We start from the raw sequence: 18231 nt of genomic DNA, 5'->3' as shown, positions 1-18231 counted from the left end.
TGAGACACACATGAAGTTTCTTTGTACCGCCGCCCAATTGCCCGACAACGGCAGTCGCGGTTTCGACCTCGATGGGCGCAAGGTGCTGGCCGTGCGGCGTGCCGGCCAAGTGTATGCCTATCTCAACCGCTGCCCGCACCGGGGCGTACCGCTGGAATGGCAACCCGACCAGTTCCTCGACCCCAGCGCCACTCTGATCCAGTGCGCCACTCACGGCGCGCTGTTCCTGATAGAAAGCGGCGAATGCGTGGCGGGCCCCTGCGCCGGTCAGTTCCTGGCTGCGCTAGACAGCCGGGAGGACGAGCAAGGCATCTGGGTCGAGCTCTAGCAATACCGGCAACGCACGGTCCACCCACATCTGCTCGGATGTCAGCGTGACCCCATAGGCCAGCACCTCCACACCCGCCGCCACCGCATCACGCAAGGCCGCGGCGTACACCGGGTCGATTTCCTGTGCCGGGCGCACCGCTTCGATGCCGCTCAGGTTCACACAATACAGCTGCACCGCTCGCACACCTTCCCGGGCCAGGCAGGCGAGTTCCCTCAGGTGTTTGGCCCCGCGCAGGGTCACCGCATCGGGAAACGCCGCCACATTCGTGCCATCGAACCCCAGCGTGACACTTTTGACTTCGACCCAGGCCGAGCCTTGATCGTAGTCCAGGCGAAAATCGATACGGCTGTTTTCCACCCCATAAGCCACTTCCCGCTTGAGCCCGGTAAACCCTTTCAGTTCGCTGATGACCCCGGAGCGCAAGGCTTCTTCGACCAAGGCGTTGGCCCGCGCGGTATTGATGCAGGCGAGCCGCCCTTGAGGGGTTTCGCCGATTTCCCAGGTGCCGGGCAACTTGCGCTTGGGGTCGCTGGAGCGACTGAACCAGACACGCGCGCCTTCAGCCATGCAATTGAGCATCGAGCCGGTGTTGGGGCAGTGAATAGTGAGAAGTTCGCCGTGAACGGTCTCGATATCGGCGAGAAAACGCTTGTAACGTCGAATCAAGCGACCCTCTTCCAACGCAGGGGAAAAATGCATCAGCCTTGCCAGCTCCGTAGTCCGCGTTCGATTCGTGCCACCGCTTCCTGTAGCCGCGGCAGGCTCTGGGTGTAGGCGAAACGCACGTGGTGACCGGCCTGATGGCGGCCGAAATCCAGGCCCGGTGTAAAGGCCACGTGTTCGGTCTCCAGGAAGTGCTGGCAGAACGCAAAGGCATCGCCGCCGAACGCACTGATATCGGCATAGAGGTAAAACGCCCCTTCCGGCTCCACCGCAATACCGAAGCCCAACTCACGCAAGGCCGGCAGTAGAAAGTCACGGCGCCGCGCAAACTCGGCCCGTCGCTGCTCGAAGATCTCGATGGTCGCCGGCTCGAAACAGGCCAGGGCGGCGTACTGGGCCATGCTCGGCGCACTGATGTAGAGGTTCTGCGCGAGCTTTTCCAGCTCGCCGACAGCCGCCGAAGGGGCCACCAGCCAGCCAAGTCGCCAGCCGGTCATGCCGAAATACTTGGAGAAACTGTTAAGGACAAAGGCATCGTCATCGACTTCCAGCACGCTGGCGGCGTCGGTGCCGTAGGTCAGGCCGTGATAGATCTCGTCCACCACCAGATGGCCGTTGTGGCCCTTGGTGGCCTTGGACAGTCCCGCCAGCTCGTCCCGGGTGAGAATCGTCCCGGTCGGGTTGGCCGGTGAGGCCACCAACGCACCGACGCTGTCCTGATCCCAATAGCGGTTCACCAGGTCTGGCGTCAATTGGTAACGCACATCCGGCCCCACCGGCACCAATTGCGCCGCCCCTTCGACCAGGCGCAGGAAATGACGGTTGCACGGATAACCGGGGTCGGCCAGCAGCCAATGCTTGCCTGGGTCCACCAGCAAGGCGCTGGCCAGCAACAACGCGCCGGACCCGCCCGGAGTCACGAGGATGCGCCGGGGGGCAATCTCCACCCCATAGCGCTGAGCGTAGAAACCGGCGATGGCCTCGCGCAGCTCGGGAATGCCACGGGCCGCGGTGTAGCGGGTCTTGCCCGCCGCCAGCGCGGCCTGGCCGGCCTGGATGATTGGCTCGGCGGTGGTGAAGTCCGGTTCGCCGATCTCCAGATGGATGACGTCATGCCCGGCGGCCTGCAGTTCGTTGGCACGGGCCAGCAACGCCATCACATGGAAAGGTTCGATGGCGCGGCTGCGCGCACTGTAGGGCTGAGCCATTGGCCTTCCTTCAGGGGGAAAAAGAACCGATTCTACCCAACTCTCCAGCCAAGTCAGAAACAACTGCGGGAACGCGCGCGAACCGTAAGTGGTCTGAGCCCGTGAATTGCAGGAAATGACTCCCGCGATTGGCCCAGGCTTGACTAGAATCAAGCATTGAGCAGGTTTAAATCCCCACCGAAGCGAACCCGGCCACGTTTTACAAGCCCCGGCCACCGCAGGCTCGACAACCGGGAGTAGCGCGGCCCGATTTGATCTGGTAAGTTCGCCCGCTTGCAGCCGCAGGGCCGGCAGGTGTCGGTGATGGAGCAATCCTGCGTAGTGGATTACAAGAGTAGAGGCGGTCCATTCATGCCCACCCAAGCAAAGCAAAATCAAAATCAAACGCTCAGCGGGTTTGAGCCGTACGTCCCGCAAGCTGGCGAAGAGTACATGGGCGCCCCCATGCGCGCGCACTTCACCAAGATCCTGAACAAGTGGAAACAGGACTTGATGCAGGAAGTCGACCGCACCGTGGATCACATGAAAGACGAAGCGGCCAACTTCCCCGACCCGGCCGACCGTGCCAGTCAGGAAGAAGAGTTCAGCCTCGAACTGCGCGCCCGTGATCGCGAGCGCAAGCTCATCAAGAAAATCGACAAGACCCTGCAGTTGATCGAAGACGAAGAATACGGTTGGTGCGAGTCCTGCGGCATCGAGATCGGCATTCGCCGCCTGGAAGCCCGCCCGACAGCCGATCTGTGCATCGACTGCAAGACCCTGGCGGAAATCAAGGAAAAACAGGTCGGCAAGTAACTGCCGGGGCTGTCACCGAAACGGAGCGTTCATACGCTCCGTTTTTTGTTTCCGATACTTTCAATATCCCTGTGGGAGCGAGCTTGCTCGCGATAGCAGTGGGTCAGCCAGCGTTGATGTGACAGATACACCGCTATCGCGAGCAAGCTCGCTCCCACAGGGGGATATGCTTCGGCATCAAGATTTGTATTCCTACCGCTCAGACTCAGTAACATTCGCCCTATGACTGCCACCGCCCCCTACATCGGCCGCTTCGCCCCTACCCCCAGCGGCTACTTGCACTTCGGTTCACTGGTCGCCGCACTGGCGTCGTACCTGGATGCCCGCGCCGTGGGCGGGCGTTGGTTGCTGCGCATGGAGGACCTCGACCCGCCCCGGGAAGAACCGGGCGCGCAAGCGGCGATTCTCAAGGCACTGGAAAGCTACGGGTTCGAATGGGACGGCGAGATGGTTCGCCAGAGCGAGCGCCATGACGCCTACGATCAGGTCATCAACCGGCTGTTCAGCCAGGGCCTGGCCTACGCCTGCACCTGTTCGCGCAAGCAACTGGAGGCGTACCAGGGCATTTATCCGGGGCTGTGCCGCAACGCCGGGCACGACACCGAGGACGCCGCCATCCGCCTGCGCGTCCCCGAGCTTGAGTACCACTTCACCGACCGGGTCCAGGGCGAGTTCCGCCAGCACCTGGGCCGTGAGGTCGGTGACTTCGTGATCCGCCGCCGCGACGGGCTCTACGCCTATCAATTGGCCGTGGTCCTGGACGACGCCTGGCAAGGGGTGACCGATATCGTGCGCGGCGCCGACCTGCTGGACTCCACGCCGCGCCAGCTCTACCTGCAAGAACTGCTCGGGTTGCCGCAACCGCGTTACCTGCACGTGCCGCTGATCACCCAGCCTGATGGGCACAAGCTCGGTAAATCCTACCGCTCACCGCCCCTGGCTGCCGATCAGGCCACGCCACTGCTGTTACGGGCGTTGCGCGCGCTGGGCCAGCAACCGGGCCTCGAACTGGTCGATGCCAGCCCACGGGAACTGCTGGCTTGGGGCATTCGCCACTGGGATGCAGGCAAGATCCCGCGCACACTGAGCCTGCCCGAAGCGCAAATACGTTGACGGCCCTTGCAGCTTGGCGCCCATCCGTTACCATCGCCGCACGTTTTTTGGGCACGCGCATAAATTAGAGAGGCCGGGATGTATATCTATCGCTTGGTCCTGCTCCTGGTAGTGGGGATTTATCTGTTCTCCCCGGCCATCATGGATTGGTGGATCGATGCCACGGGTGCCTGGTATCGGCCGTATCTGCTCTGGCTGATCCTGATTGTCGTGACCTTCATCCTGCAGAGCCAAAAAGATGCCGATGAGCTTTAGCCTGACCCAGATGGTCCTGATCAGCGCCGCCTACCTGGCAGTGCTGTTCGGCGTAGCCTGGATCAGCGAACGAGGCATGATCCCCCGGGCGATCATCCGCCACCCGTTGACCTACACCCTGTCGCTGGGTGTCTATGCCAGCGCATGGGCGTTCTATGGCACGGTCGGGCTGGCCTATCAGTACGGCTATGGTTTCCTCTCCAGTTACCTCGGCGTATCGGGCGCGTTCCTGCTGGCGCCGGTGTTGCTCTATCCGATCCTGAAAATCACCCGCACCTACCAACTGTCGTCGCTGGCCGACCTGTTCGCCTTTCGCTTTCGCAGCACCTGGGCCGGCGCGCTGACCACGATCTTCATGCTGGTCGGGGTACTGCCGCTGCTGGCCCTGCAGATCCAGGCCGTGGCCGACTCCATCAGCATCCTGACCCGCGAGCCGGTGCAGCACCGGGTGGCGCTGAGCTTCTGCGTACTGATCATCCTGTTCACGATTTTCTTTGGTTCCCGACACATCGCCACACGGGAAAAACACGAAGGCCTGGTGTTCGCCATCGCTTTCGAATCAGTGATCAAGCTGATTGCCATCGGTGGTGTCGGTCTCTATGCCCTGTACGGCGTGTTCGACGGCCCACAACAGCTGGAAGTGTGGCTGCTGCAGAACCAGACAGCCCTCGCCGCCCTGCATACGCCCTTGCAGGAAGGCCCATGGCGCACGCTGTTGCTGGTGTTCTTCGCATCGGCCATCGTGATGCCGCACATGTACCACATGACCTTTACCGAAAACCTCAACCCGCGCTCGCTGGTAAGCGCCAGTTGGGGCCTGCCGCTGTTCCTGCTGCTGATGAGCCTGGCGGTACCGCTGATCCTCTGGGCCGGCTTGAAGCTGGGCGCCAGTACCAATCCGGAATACTTCACCCTGGGTATCGGCATCGCCGCCAACAGCAAGGCCCTGGCGTTGCTGGCCTATGTCGGCGGCCTGTCGGCGGCCAGCGGCTTGATCATCGTCACCACGCTGGCATTGTCGGGCATGGCCCTCAACCACCTGGTGCTGCCGCTCTACCAGCCACCGGCCGAAGGCAATATCTACCGCTGGCTGAAATGGACACGGCGGGCGCTGATCGTCGCGATCATCATGGCCGGCTACGGTTTTTACCTGATGCTGGGTGAGGGACAGGACCTGGCCAACCTGGGCATCGTCGCCTTCGTTGCCACCTTGCAGTTCCTGCCCGGCGTGCTGTCGGTGCTGTATTGGCCGACCGCCAACCGCCGTGGCTTCATCGCCGGCCTGTTGGCAGGGATCCTGGTGTGGCTGGTCGCGATGCTGTTGCCGCTGATGGGCAACCTGCAGGGCTTCTATATTCCGCTGCTGAACATGATCTACGTGCTCGACGACACCAGTTGGCATATGGCGGCCATCGCCTCTTTGGCGGCGAACGTGCTGATGTTCACCCTGATCTCGCTGTTCACCAACGCCAGCAGCGAAGAGGCCAGCGCCGCCGAAGCCTGCGCGGTGGACAACGTCCGCCGCCCGCAGCGCCGCGAGCTGCACGCCGCCTCGCCCCAGGAATTCGCCACGCAACTGGCCAAGCCCTTGGGCGCCAAGGCCGCGCAAAAGGAAGTCGAACAGGCCCTGCGCGACCTCTACCTGCCCTTCGATGAACGTCGCCCGTATGCTCTGCGTCGCCTGCGGGACCGGATCGAGGCCAACCTGTCCGGCCTGATGGGCCCCAGCGTGGCCCAGGACATGGTCGAGACATTCCTGCCCTACAAGGCCGGCGGCGAGAACTACGTCACCGAAGACATCCACTTCATCGAAAGCCGCCTCGAGGATTACCATTCGCGCCTCACCGGCCTTGCCGCCGAATTGGACGCCTTGCGCCGTTACCATCGCCAGACCCTGCAGGAACTGCCGATGGGCGTGTGCTCCCTGGCCAAGGACCAGGAAATCCTGATGTGGAACAAGGCCATGGAAGAACTGACCGGGATCGCGGCCCAGCGCGTGGTCGGTTCACGCCTGAGCACCCTGGGCGAGCCGTGGAAAGGCTTGCTGCAAGGCTTCATCGACCTGCCGGACGAGCACCTGCACAAACAGCACCTGGCCCTCGACGGCCAGACCCGTTGGCTGAACCTGCACAAGGCGGCGATCGACGAGCCGTTGGCGCCGGGTAACAGCGGCCTGGTGCTGCTGGTCGAAGACCTGACCGATACCCAGATGCTCGAAGACAAGCTGGTCCACTCCGAACGACTGGCAAGCATCGGCCGGCTGGCCGCCGGGGTGGCCCACGAAATCGGCAACCCGATCACCGGCATCGCCTGCCTGGCGCAGAACCTTCGCGAAGAGCGCGAGGACGACGGCGAGCTGACGGAAATCAGCGGCCAGATCCTCGAACAGACCAAGCGCGTGTCGCGCATCGTCCAATCGCTGATGAGCTTCGCCCATGCCGGCGGTCACCAGCACAATGACGAGCCCGTCTGTCTGGCCGAAGTGGCCCAGGATGCCATTGGTCTGCTGGCGCTCAACCGGCGCAATTTCGAGGTGCAATTCTTCAACCTGTGCGATCCGGACCATTGGGTCGATGGCGACCCCCAGCGGCTCGCGCAGGTGTTGATCAACCTGCTATCCAACGCGCGGGACGCCTCACCGGCCGGCAGCGCGGTGCGGGTCAAGAGTGAAGCCTTCGAACACACGGTCGACCTGATCGTCGAAGACGAAGGCAGCGGTATCCCACAGAACATCATGGACCGATTGTTCGAACCTTTCTTCACCACCAAGGATCCTGGCGAAGGCACCGGTCTGGGCCTCGCACTGGTCTATTCCATCGTTGAAGAGCATTATGGACAAATCACCATCGACAGCCCGGCCGATGTACAAAGCCAACGCGGCACCCGTATCCGGGTGACCTTGCCGCGTCATGTCGAAGCGACGTCCGCTGTGAACTGAGACCGTCGAGAGAATCGAATCAATGCCGCACATTTTGATCGTCGAAGACGAAACAATTATCCGCTCCGCCTTGCGCCGCCTGCTGGAACGCAACCAGTACCAGGTCAGCGAAGCCGGTTCAGTGCAGGAAGCACAAGAACGTTTCAGCATTCCCACGTTTGACCTGATCGTCAGCGACCTGCGCCTGCCTGGCGCCCCGGGTACCGAGCTGATCAAGCTCGGCCAGGGCACACCCGTGCTGATCATGACCAGTTACGCCAGCCTGCGCTCGGCGGTCGACTCCATGAAAATGGGTGCGGTGGACTACATCGCCAAACCTTTCGACCACGACGAGATGCTCCAGGCCGTGGCCCGTATCCTGCGTGACCGACAGGCGGCGACCAGCAACCCGGTGGAGCCCGTTGGCAAGGCCAGCGCCTCGGCGAAAGCCGGCGCCAGCAACAATAATGGCGAAATTGGCATCATCGGTTCCTGCCCACCCATGCAGGACCTGTACAGCAAGATCCGCAAGGTGGCACCGACCGACTCCAATGTCCTGATCCAGGGCGAGTCCGGTACCGGCAAGGAGCTGGTAGCCCGCGCCCTGCACAATCTGTCACGCCGGGCCAAGGCGCCGATGATCTCGGTGAACTGCGCGGCGATCCCGGAAAGCCTGATCGAGTCCGAACTGTTCGGTCACGAGAAAGGTGCGTTCACCGGCGCCAGCGCCGGGCGCGCAGGCTTGGTGGAAGCGGCGGACGGCGGCACGCTGTTCCTCGATGAAATCGGCGAGTTGCCGCTGGAAGCCCAGGCGCGGTTGCTGCGGGTGCTTCAGGAAGGCGAAATCCGCCGGGTCGGCTCGGTGCAGTCGCAAAAGGTCGACGTCCGCCTGATCGCGGCCACCCACCGTGACCTAAAGAGCCTGGCGAAGATCGGCCAGTTCCGCGAAGACTTGTATTACCGCTTGCATGTGATCGCCTTGAAGCTGCCAGCCCTGCGCGAGCGTGGCGCGGACGTCAATGAAATCGCCCAGGCATTCCTGGCTCGCCAGAGCGCGCGGGTCAACCGCACCGACCTCAAGTTCGCCCCGGACGCCGAGCAGGCCATTCGTCATTACGCCTGGCCGGGTAACGTTCGCGAGCTGGAAAACGCGGTCGAGCGGGCGGTGATCCTGTGCGAGAGCCCGGAAATCTCGGCCGACCTGCTGGGCATCGACATCGAACTGAGTGACCTGGACGACGAAGAGTTCATCGGCCTGGCCCCGCAACAGGGCGGCGCTGCCAACAACAGCCACGAACCCACCGAAGACCTGTCCCTGGAGGATTACTTCCAGCATTTCGTCCTGGAACACCAGGACCACATGACCGAGACCGAACTGGCACGCAAGCTGGGCGTAAGCCGCAAGTGCCTGTGGGAACGTCGCCAGCGCCTGGGAATTCCACGGCGCAAGACCGGAGCGACCAGCGAAAGCTGAGGTGTGGGGGTAACACCGCTGAATGTGAAAAAACTGTTACCTCAGCTTTTTCACGTAACAGAAGCCGGGGTTTACGGTAACGAAACCCCGGCTTTTTTTCGCCCCGAAAAAATGGTTATAACCCTAGAACCCCCGGTTTCGCTGGGCCTCGCAAAAGTTGGCACGCACCCTGCTATAGCTTTGGTACAAGAACAATAACAAGCAATGCAAAAGACAATAAAAATAAGACGAATCGACTCACGCACAATAAAAACAAGACGGCGAGAGGCGCAGCTAACTGATTCTTTTGGAGAGGCGTTGTATTTGGGGCTTGCCCCACAACCAGGCCGAGAACAATAAAAACTGTCTCAAGACAGGTGCCTGAACTGGTTGGATCGATAGATCACTGCAACACAGCGACCAAAGCAATCCGTTTGCTCTTGACTCCCGATTGGGAGGGTCACGAAGGGAAAACCTCGTGACGCGGGCACTCAACAAAAACAAGAAGCCCGAAACCAATAATAAAAATAGAGCACGTAACTAATTCTGGGGGAGCTTCGGCTCCCCTTGTGGTTTCTGTCGTTCCGCCTCCCCGCAGCCTACAAGGCTTGTCGCTGAAGCTTGCAGCTCTAAACTGCTCCGTCCTACACCATCCCTCGACTAAATGCTAGAATCTCGGCCCATCATGCGGTCATTCTTCGTTTTTGGCCGAATATTCCTTCAAACAGTGCATCCCATGCTGAAGAAGCTGTTCCAGTCATTCCGTTCTCCCTTGCGTCGTACGCAACACATTCGCAGCACGCCTGAAGTGCTCAACAGCGGCCAGCATTCACTGCAAAAGGCCCAGTTCAGCCGTTATGCGGTGAACATCGTCGAACGTTTGCAGAACGCCGGTTACCAGGCTTACCTGGTCGGTGGCTGCGTGCGCGACATGCTGCTCAACATCACCCCCAAGGATTTCGACGTCGCCACCAGCGCCACGCCGGAACAGATACGGGCCGAATTTCGCAATGCGCGGATCATTGGCCGGCGCTTCAAGCTGGTCCACATTCACTTCGGCCGCGAAATCATCGAAGTGGCGACCTTCCGCGCCAATCATCCGCAAAACGATGAAGAGGAAGACAGCAACCAGTCTTCCCGCAACGAGAGCGGGCGCATCCTGCGCGATAACGTCTACGGCACGCTGGAAGAAGATGCGCAACGCCGCGACTTCACCATCAACGCCCTGTATTACGATCCGGTCAGCGAGCGCATCCTCGATTACGCCAACGGCGTACACGACATTCGCAATCGCCTGATCCGCCTGATTGGCGACCCCAAGCAGCGCTACCAGGAAGACCCGGTGCGAATGCTGCGGGCCGTGCGTTTCGCCGCCAAGCTGGATTTCGGCATCGAAAAACACAGCGCCGTGCCGATTCGCGAACTGGCACCGATGCTGCGGGAAATCCCTTCGGCGCGCCTGTTCGAGGAAGTGCTCAAGCTGTTCCTGTCGGGCAACGCCGCAGACACCTTCGAGATGCTCGTGGACCTGCAGTTGTTCGATCCGCTGTTCCCCGCCAGTGCCGAGGCCCTGGAGCACAACCCGACCTACACCCACACCTTGATCAGCGAAGCACTGATCAACACCGACCTGCGCATCAAGCAGAACAAGCCGGTGACGCCTGCGTTCCTGTTCGCCGCGTTGCTCTGGCCTGCCCTGCCGGCCCGGGTGTTGCGCCTGCAAGAGCGTGGCATGCCGCCGATCCCGGCGATGCAGGAAGCTGCCCACGAGCTGATCGCCGAACAGTGCCAGCGCATCGCCATTCCAAAACGCTTCACGATGCCGATCCGCGAGATCTGGGACATGCAGGAACGCCTGCCACGGCGCAGCGGCAAACGTGCCGACCTGCTGCTGGACAACCCGCGTTTCCGCGCTGGCTACGACTTCCTGCTGCTGCGTGAAAGCGCGGGCGAGCAGACCGATGGCCTGGGCGAATGGTGGACCGATTACCAGGACGCCAACGACAGCGAGCGCCGCGACATGATTCGCGAACTCAGCGGCAAGGATGAAGGCGCCAGCGGCCCGCGCAAGCGCCGTCGCAGCAGCGGTGCCAAGCGCAAGCGCGCCGGTGTACCGAGCGCATCGGGCGAGTAATCGATGGAACGCATCTACATCGGCATGGGCAGCAACCTGGCCGAACCCGCCGAACAATTGCGCAGTGCCATCCAGGCGCTGGCGCAATTGCCCGATACCCAACTGGTGGGGGTCTCGGCGTTTTATCAAAGCGATTCCCTGCTGCCCGGCCAGCCGCGCTACACCAACGCGGTGGCGGCGCTGGACAGCCGCCTGGCACCGCTGGACCTGCTCGATGCGCTGCAAGCCATCGAAACCGGGCAGGGTCGAGAACGCCTGGAACGCTGGGGCCCGCGCACCCTGGACCTGGATATCCTGCTGTTCGGCGATCAGCTGATCGACGAGCCTCGCCTCAAGGTCCCCCACTACCACATGCAGGCCCGGGCCTTCGTGCTGTACCCACTGGCCGAGTTGGCACCCGCCGACCTGCACCTAGCCGATGGACGCTCACTCAAGGATCTGCTCGCGGCGTGCCCATTCGTTGGCCTGGAACGCTTGCCGCCTATCTGACGAAGACCATCCCCTGTGGGAGCGAGCTTGCTCGCGATAGCGGTGTAGCAATCGACATTTATATTGACTGGCCCGCCGCCATCGCGAGCAAGCTCGCTCCCACAGGATCCGGGACCCGGCAGTCAGATCCGAAACACGCCTCTACGCTGAAACGCATCAGTAACCCCGGTAACACCCGGCGGTAACACATCCAATTGACTTCCCGAGATCTCCTCACGACTATAGGCGTCCCGATGCCGCCAACGCGGCGTTTAAAGGGCGCAATCCAGGCCTTACAAGCACCACACATAGAGGGTGCGCCTGTATAGATGACGATTCATGCGCGTTACTCGCAGTAGCTCAAGAGCGCCTAATGAGGACTTTTTCATGCCAGCTATTACCCTGACCACGCTGCAAGGTCTCAAGCAAAAAGGTGAGAAAATCACCATGCTGACCTGCTATGACGCAACTTTCGCCCACGCCTGCAATGAGGCCGGTGTCGAAGTGTTGCTGGTGGGCGATTCCCTCGGCATGGTGCTGCAAGGTCACGACAGCACGCTGCCGGTGACCACCGCCGAGATGGCCTACCATGTGGCCGCCGTCAAACGCGGTAACACCGATGCACTGATTCTCGCCGACCTGCCATTCATGGCCTACGCCACCCTTGAACAAACCATGACCAACAGCGCCATGCTGATGCAGGCCGGTGCCCATATGGTCAAGGTCGAGGGCGCGTTGTGGCTGGCCGATTCGATTCGGCTGCTGGCCGAGCGGGGTATCCCAGTGTGCGCGCACATGGGACTGACCCCACAATCGGTCAATATCCTCGGTGGCTACAAGGTCCAGGGCCGCAATGAGAACCAGGCGCGGCAGATGCGCGCCGATGCGATTGCGCTGGAGCAGGCTGGCGCGGCGATGTTGCTGCTCGAATGCGTGCCCAGCGAGTTGGCGGAAGAAATCACCCAGGCGGTGAAGATCCCGGTGATTGGGATCGGCGCCGGCCACGCCACCGACGGCCAAGTGCTGGTACTGCACGACATGCTCGGGCTGTCGATCACCGGTCGCGTGCCCAAGTTCGTGAAAGACTTCATGGCAGGGCAAACGTCCATCCAGGGTGCCCTGAGTGCCTATGTCGCTGAGGTCAAGGCCGCGACCTTCCCTGGCGCCGAGCACGGGTTTTCTGCATGAACACCGTCAAAACCGTACGCGAACTGCGGGCCGCCGTGGCCCGTGCCCGCGGCGAAGGCAAACGCATCGCCTTCGTGCCGACCATGGGCAACCTGCACAGCGGCCACGTGGCGCTGGTCACCAAGGCCGCGCAACGGGCCGACTTCGTGGTGGCGAGCATTTTCGTCAACCCCCTGCAATTCGGTGCCGGCGAAGACCTGGACAAATACCCCCGCACCCTGGCGGCCGACCAGGAGAAACTGCTCCAGGCTGGCTGCCATCTGCTGTTCGCGCCCAGCGTCGAAGAGATGTACCCCGACGGCATGGCCGGGCAGACCCGGGTCAGCGTCCCGCAATTGTCCGAAGGCTTGTGCGGCGCCAGCCGTCCAGGGCATTTCGAAGGTGTGGCGACAGTGGTCAGCAAGCTGTTCAACATGGTCCAGCCTGACCTGGCGGTGTTTGGCCAGAAAGACTACCAGCAACTGGCAGTGATCCGCGCACTGGTCCATGACCTGAACATGCCGATCCAGATCATCGGCGAGCCGACCGTTCGCGCCGAGGATGGCCTGGCGCTGTCCTCGCGCAACGGCTTCCTCAGCCCGGATCAACGTGCCGTCGCGCCCGTGGTCTATCGCGTCCTGAGCCAGATCGCCGAGACCATCAAACAGGGCCGACGAGATTTTCCGGCGCTGATCGGCGAGCAGCTCAAGCAACTCGAAGCCGCCGGCCTGCGTCCCGATTACCTGGAAATCCGTCACGCCAAGACCTTGCGCCCGGCATTGAGCGAGGACCGTGACTTGGTGATTCTGGTGGCGGCCTTCCTGGGCACCACGCGCCTGATCGACAACCTGCACCTGGACCTCGACATACCCGCCTAAGCATCACAAAACCCTGTGGGAGCGAGTTTGTTCGCGATAGCAATCTGTCAGCCAGCCTATCGGTCAACTGACCCACCGCTATCGCGAGCAAGCTCGCTCCCACATGGGTCCTGCGGTGTTATTGCCGCCTCGGCAGGCTTCAGGCAGACTGCCCGCCGTTCGGACCCGACCAGAGGAAAAATTCATGCACGCCATCATGCTCAAGGCCAAGCTGCATCGCGCCGAAGTCACTCACGCAGTGCTCGATTACGAAGGCTCCTGCGCCATCGATGGTGAGTGGCTGGACCTGTCGGGGATCCGTGAATACGAACAGATCCAGATCTACAACGTCGACAACGGCGAGCGCTTCACCACCTACGCCATCCGTGGCGAGGAAGGTTCGCGGATGATCTCGGTGAACGGCGCCGCAGCGCACAAGGCCAAGGTCGGTGATCGTGTCATCATCTGCGCCTATGCCCACTACAGCGAAGCCGAACTGGTCAACTTCAAGCCGCGCATGCTGTACATGGCGCCAGGCAACGAATTGAGCCACACCAGCAATGCCATTCCGGTCCAACTGGCCTGATCGAAACACCTGCGTCACCACTTTCCCCTGTGGGAGCGAGCTTGCTCGCGATGGCGGCGGGCCAGTTGATACAGATGCCGACTGACACACCGCTATCGCGAGCAAGCTCGCTCCCACAGTAAGCAATCTGCGTTTCCGTTTGTCGGACCTTCCCCACCCAGTTGTATAAAAAAGTACCGGGAACCGGTCAGACAAAGTCAAGACAGATCGCAACGCGAGGTTTACTGTATCCGCGCTGCGTCCGGCGATCGTGTCGATGCAGTGTCCGGACGCCCACCTCGAGCCGCGCCGGAATTTTTAGTGTACAAAAGGTCGTTCAAGTAAAAAGGAAACCCGCAGCGATGGCGTATTACCGAACCCCTCATGACGTGACCGCTCTGCCAGCCTGGCAAGCGCTGAATGACCACCGCAAAGCCATGCAGGATTTCAGCATGCGCGAAGCGTTCAATGCCGATCCGCAGCGTTTTACTCAATTCACCCTGTCGAGCTGCGGCCTGTTTCTCGACTACTCGAAAAACCTGATCAACGCCCAGACCCGCGACCTGCTGGTGGGCCTGGCCAACGAAGTCGACCTCAAGGGCGCGATCAAGTCGCTGTTCGAAGGCGAAATCGTCAACGCCTCGGAAAACCGCCCTGCCCTGCACACCGCCCTGCGTCGGCCGGTGGGCGACAAGTTGCTGGTCAACGGCGTCAACGTGATGCCGGACGTGCACAAAGTGCTGAACCAGATCACCGACCTGGTGGGCCGCATTCACGACGGCCTGTGGCGCGGCTACACCGAAAAGCCCATCACCGACGTGGTGAACATCGGCATCGGTGGTTCTTTCCTCGGCCCGGAGCTGGTGTCCGAAGCGCTGTTGTCCTACGCGCAAAAAGGCGTTCGCTGCCACTACCTGGCGAACATCGACGGCAGTGAGTTCCATGAACTGACCATGAAGCTGCGCGCCGAGACCACGCTGTTCATCGTCTCGTCGAAATCCTTCAACACCCTCGAAACCCTGAAGAACGCCCAGGCCGCCCGCGCCTGGTACCTGGCCCAGGGTGGCTCCGAAGCGGAGCTGTATCGCCACTTCATCGCCGTGTCGAGCAACAACGCCGCCGCCGTGGCCTTCGGCATCCGCGAAGAAAACATCTTCCCGATGTGGGACTGGGTCGGCGGGCGTTACTCGCTTTGGTCGGCCATCGGCCTGCCGATCGCCCTGGCCATCGGCATGTCGAACTTCAAGGAATTGCTCTCCGGGGCCTATTCCATGGACCAGCATTTCCAGAGCGCCCCGTTCGAGCAGAACATGCCGGTGCTGCTGGCACTGCTGGGCGTGTGGTACGGCAACTTCTGGGGTGCGCAGAGCCATGCGATCCTGCCGTACGACCACTACCTGCGTAACATCACCAAGCATTTGCAGCAATTGGACATGGAATCCAACGGCAAGAGCGTGCGCCAGGACGGTACCCCGGTGTCGACCGACACGGGCCCGGTCATCTGGGGCGGCGTCGGCTGCAACGGTCAGCACGCTTACCACCAGTTGTTGCACCAGGGCACCCAGTTGATCCCGGCCGACTTCATCGTGCCGATCGTCAGCTTCAACCCGGTTTCCGATCATCACCAGTGGCTGTACGCCAACTGCCTGTCCCAGAGCCAGGCGCTGATGCTCGGCAAAACCCGCGCCGAAGCCGAAGCCGAGCTGCGGGACAAGGGCGCCAGCGAAGAAGAGGTGCAGAAACTGGCCTCCCACAAGGTGATCCCGGGCAACCGTCCGAGCAACACTCTGGTAGTCGAACGCATCAGCCCACGTCGCCTCGGCGCACTGGTGGCGCTGTATGAACACAAGGTGTTCGTGCAGAGCGTGGTCTGGGGCATCAACGCCTTCGACCAATGGGGCGTGGAGTTGGGCAAGGAACTGGGCAAGGGCGTCTACAACCGCCTGGTGGGCAGCGAAGAAAGCCTGGCCGAAGATGCTTCGACCCAGGGCTTGATCAACTACTTCCGCGGACGCCACCGCGGCTGATCCCTGGGTTTGCATTCCCCCTGTGGGAGCGGGTCTTGTGGGAGCAAAGCTTGCTCGCGATAGCGGTCTGATATCAACCTATGTGTTGAATGAGACGGCGTCATCGCGAGCAAGCTTTGCTCCCACGAGGCTCGCTCCCACAGTTGCTTTGTGCATGACTTGAACCCCCAGGCGACTGGGCGCATCTTTATGACTTGTCGCAAAACAAGAATAAGGAACCGTCATGTTCGATATCAGCCAGTACCCTCAAGCCGATGCCGTCCGCCGGGCTGCGCAACTGAGTCAGGACGAGTACACGCGGCTCTATAAAGAATCCATCGAACACCCCAGCGCCTTCTGGGCCGAGCAGGCCACGCGCTTTCTCGACTGGATGACGCCCTGGCAAACCGTCCAGCGCTATGACCTCAAGAACGGCGATGCGACCTGGTTCGCCGGTGGCAAGCTGAACGTCAGCGCCAATTGCATCGACCGTCACCTGCAAACGCGCGGCGACCAGACGGCAATCATCTGGGAAGGCGACAACCCCGCCGAATCGGCAGAAATCACCTACAAAAAACTTCACAACCATGTGTGCCGCCTGGCCAACGTGCTGAAAAGCCGTGGCGTGAAGAAAGGCGACCGGGTCTGCATCTACATGCCGATGATCCCCGAGGCCGCCTACGCCATGCTCGCCTGCACCCGCATCGGCGCCGTGCATTCGGTGGTGTTCGGCGGTTTCTCACCGGACTCGCTGCGCGACCGGATTCTCGACGCCGACTGCCGCACCGTGATCACGGCGGACGAAGGCGTGCGCGGCGGGCGCTTCGTACCGCTCAAGCGTAACGTCGACAAGGCCCTGGAAAGTTGCCCGAACGTCAGCACCGTGCTGGTGGTCGAGCGCACCCAGGGTGAGGTGGGCTGGGTTGAAGGCCGCGACCTGTGGTACCACCAGGCCATGCACGAGATGAGCGACGACTGCCCACCGGAACCGATGGACGCCGAAGACCCGTTGTTCATCCTCTACACCTCCGGCAGCACTGGCAAACCCAAGGGCGTGCTGCACACCACGGGCGGTTATCTGCTGCAAGCGGCGATGACGTTCAAGTACGTGCTCGATTACCGCGACAACGAAGTGTTCTGGTGCACCGCCGATGTCGGCTGGGTCACCGGCCACAGCTACATCGTCTATGGCCCGCTGGCCAATGGCGCCACCACGCTGATCTTCGAGGGCGTGCCGAGCTACCCGAGCAGTTCGCGCTTCTGGCAGGTGATCGACAAGCATCAGGTCAACATCTTCTACACCGCACCGACCGCCCTGCGCGCGCTGATGCGCGAAGGTGCCGGACCGTTGCAGGAAACGTCCCGCAAAAGCCTGCGACTGCTCGGCACCGTTGGTGAGCCGATCAACCCGGAGGCGTGGGAATGGTATTTCAACACGGTAGGCGAACAACGCTGCCCGATTGTCGACACCTGGTGGCAGACCGAGACCGGCGGCATCATGCTCAGCCCGTTGGTGAGCGCCCCACGGCTCAAGCCAGGCTGCGCCACCCGGCCGATGTTCGGCGTGCAACCGGTCTTGCTGGATGAAGTGGGCAAGGAAATCAGCGGTGCCGGCAGCGGCGTACTGGCGATCAAATCCAGTTGGCCCGGGCAGATTCGCAGCGTCTACGGCGATCATCAACGCATGGTCGACACCTACTTCAAACCCTACCCCGGCTATTACTTCACCGGCGACGGCGCGCGCCGCGACGAAGACGGCGACTACTGGATCACCGGGCGCATCGACGACGTGATCAACGTCTCCGGGCATCGCATCGGCACCGCCGAAATCGAAAGCGCCCTGGTGCTGCACGACAACATTGCCGAAGCGGCCGTCGTCGGCTATCCCCACGACCTCAAGGGCCAGGGCATCTATGCCTTTGTCACGCCGATGAACGGTGTGGAGGCCAATGACGAGCTGAAGAAGGAATTGCTGGCCCACGTCAGCAAGGAAATCGGCAGCTTCGCCAAACCGGAACTGATCCAGTGGGCGCCAGCGTTGCCCAAGACCCGTTCGGGCAAGATCATGCGGCGCATCCTGCGCAAGATCGCCTGCAACGAACTCGATAGCCTCGGCGATACCTCGACCCTGGCCGATCCAAGTGTGGTGGAGGGGCTGATCGACAAACGCCTCAATCGCTGAGGATTCCTGTGGGAGCGAGCTTGCTCGCGATGGGGCCCTGTCAGTCCAGACCGCCATCGCGAGCAAGCTCGCTCCCACAGGGACCACGCCAGCCATAACTGCTAAACTCCCGCGCCT

General features: G+C 61.8%; 15 protein-coding genes. 13 read left to right on the top strand and 2 right to left on the bottom strand.

From position 1 onward, the window contains the following. Window positions 1-10 precede the first annotated feature (10 nt). Window positions 11-328 carry a Rieske (2Fe-2S) protein gene (locus tag AB4O22_RS00720; protein WP_223470883.1) on the top strand — a complete coding sequence of 106 codons (318 nt, stop codon included), beginning with the start codon at window positions 11-13 and terminating at the stop codon, window positions 326-328. On the opposite strand, the gene sfsA is transcribed toward AB4O22_RS00720, so the two are convergent. Together sfsA and AB4O22_RS00710 are read right to left on the bottom strand one after the other, a co-directional pair. Next, the gene (gene sfsA / locus AB4O22_RS00715) at window positions 284-1030 is read right to left on the bottom strand and encodes a DNA/RNA nuclease SfsA (protein ID WP_223470885.1); all 747 of its coding nucleotides are present in this window, start codon (window positions 1028-1030) and stop codon (window positions 284-286) included. The two genes, AB4O22_RS00720 and sfsA, sit on opposite strands and share 45 nt — an antisense overlap. Next, a complete protein-coding gene (locus AB4O22_RS00710; RefSeq protein WP_223470887.1) occupies window positions 1030-2202 on the bottom strand; it encodes a pyridoxal phosphate-dependent aminotransferase in 1173 nt (390 codons plus the stop codon). Before AB4O22_RS00710 ends, sfsA begins: the two co-directional genes overlap by 1 nt. Before the next feature lie 351 nt (window positions 2203-2553). On the opposite strand from AB4O22_RS00710, the gene dksA reads away from it, so the two are divergent. The 12 genes from dksA (at window position 2554) to acs (ending at window position 18114) form a co-directional block, all read left to right on the top strand. Further along, entirely contained in the window at window positions 2554-2997 is a 444-nt protein-coding gene (dksA, locus tag AB4O22_RS00705; protein WP_003185494.1) for an RNA polymerase-binding protein DksA, read from the top strand. Window positions 2998-3219: 222 nt separating this feature from the next. Further along, on the top strand, window positions 3220-4110 hold the full coding sequence (gene gluQRS, locus AB4O22_RS00700; RefSeq protein WP_460095767.1) for a tRNA glutamyl-Q(34) synthetase GluQRS: 891 nt from the start codon (window positions 3220-3222) through the stop codon (window positions 4108-4110). Between the two features lie 78 nt (window positions 4111-4188). Then, window positions 4189-4365 (top strand): hypothetical protein, encoded by a 177-nt coding sequence (locus AB4O22_RS00695; RefSeq protein WP_003176118.1) that lies wholly within the window; start codon window positions 4189-4191, stop codon window positions 4363-4365. Then, on the top strand, window positions 4349-7303 hold the full coding sequence (locus tag AB4O22_RS00690; RefSeq protein WP_181819118.1) for a sensor histidine kinase: 2955 nt from the start codon (window positions 4349-4351) through the stop codon (window positions 7301-7303). Before AB4O22_RS00695 ends, AB4O22_RS00690 begins: the two co-directional genes overlap by 17 nt. Window positions 7304-7325: 22 nt before the next feature. Further along, a complete protein-coding gene (locus AB4O22_RS00685) occupies window positions 7326-8756 on the top strand; it encodes a sigma-54-dependent transcriptional regulator (RefSeq protein ID WP_460095766.1) in 1431 nt (476 codons plus the stop codon). A 715-nt stretch (window positions 8757-9471) separates the two neighbouring features. Continuing rightward, window positions 9472-10869 carry a polynucleotide adenylyltransferase PcnB gene (locus AB4O22_RS00680; RefSeq protein ID WP_003205647.1) on the top strand — a complete coding sequence of 466 codons (1398 nt, stop codon included), beginning with the start codon at window positions 9472-9474 and terminating at the stop codon, window positions 10867-10869. A 3-nt stretch (window positions 10870-10872) separates the two neighbouring features. Further along, window positions 10873-11358 carry a 2-amino-4-hydroxy-6-hydroxymethyldihydropteridine diphosphokinase gene (gene folK / locus AB4O22_RS00675; protein ID WP_460095765.1) on the top strand — a complete coding sequence of 162 codons (486 nt, stop codon included), beginning with the start codon at window positions 10873-10875 and terminating at the stop codon, window positions 11356-11358. A 366-nt stretch (window positions 11359-11724) separates the two neighbouring features. After that, window positions 11725-12525, top strand: a complete 801-nt coding sequence (panB, locus tag AB4O22_RS00670) for a 3-methyl-2-oxobutanoate hydroxymethyltransferase (RefSeq protein ID WP_460095764.1) — start codon at window positions 11725-11727, stop codon at window positions 12523-12525. Continuing rightward, window positions 12522-13382, top strand: a complete 861-nt coding sequence (gene panC, locus AB4O22_RS00665) for a pantoate--beta-alanine ligase (RefSeq protein ID WP_460095763.1) — start codon at window positions 12522-12524, stop codon at window positions 13380-13382. Before panB ends, panC begins: the two co-directional genes overlap by 4 nt. Before the next feature lie 184 nt (window positions 13383-13566). After that, window positions 13567-13947, top strand: a complete 381-nt coding sequence (gene panD, locus AB4O22_RS00660; RefSeq protein ID WP_003205654.1) for an aspartate 1-decarboxylase — start codon at window positions 13567-13569, stop codon at window positions 13945-13947. 341 nt (window positions 13948-14288) lie between these two features. Further along, a complete protein-coding gene (gene pgi / locus AB4O22_RS00655) occupies window positions 14289-15953 on the top strand; it encodes a glucose-6-phosphate isomerase (protein ID WP_003205656.1) in 1665 nt (554 codons plus the stop codon). A gap of 223 nt (window positions 15954-16176) precedes the next feature. Continuing rightward, window positions 16177-18114, top strand: a complete 1938-nt coding sequence (gene acs / locus AB4O22_RS00650) for an acetate--CoA ligase (protein ID WP_053163343.1) — start codon at window positions 16177-16179, stop codon at window positions 18112-18114. Window positions 18115-18231 lie beyond the last annotated feature (117 nt).

It is taken from the genome of Pseudomonas sp. S3_B11, assembly GCF_054667715.1.
The sequence above is the reverse complement of the archived record's forward strand: the minus strand, read 5'-3'. Positions and strand labels throughout refer to the sequence as shown.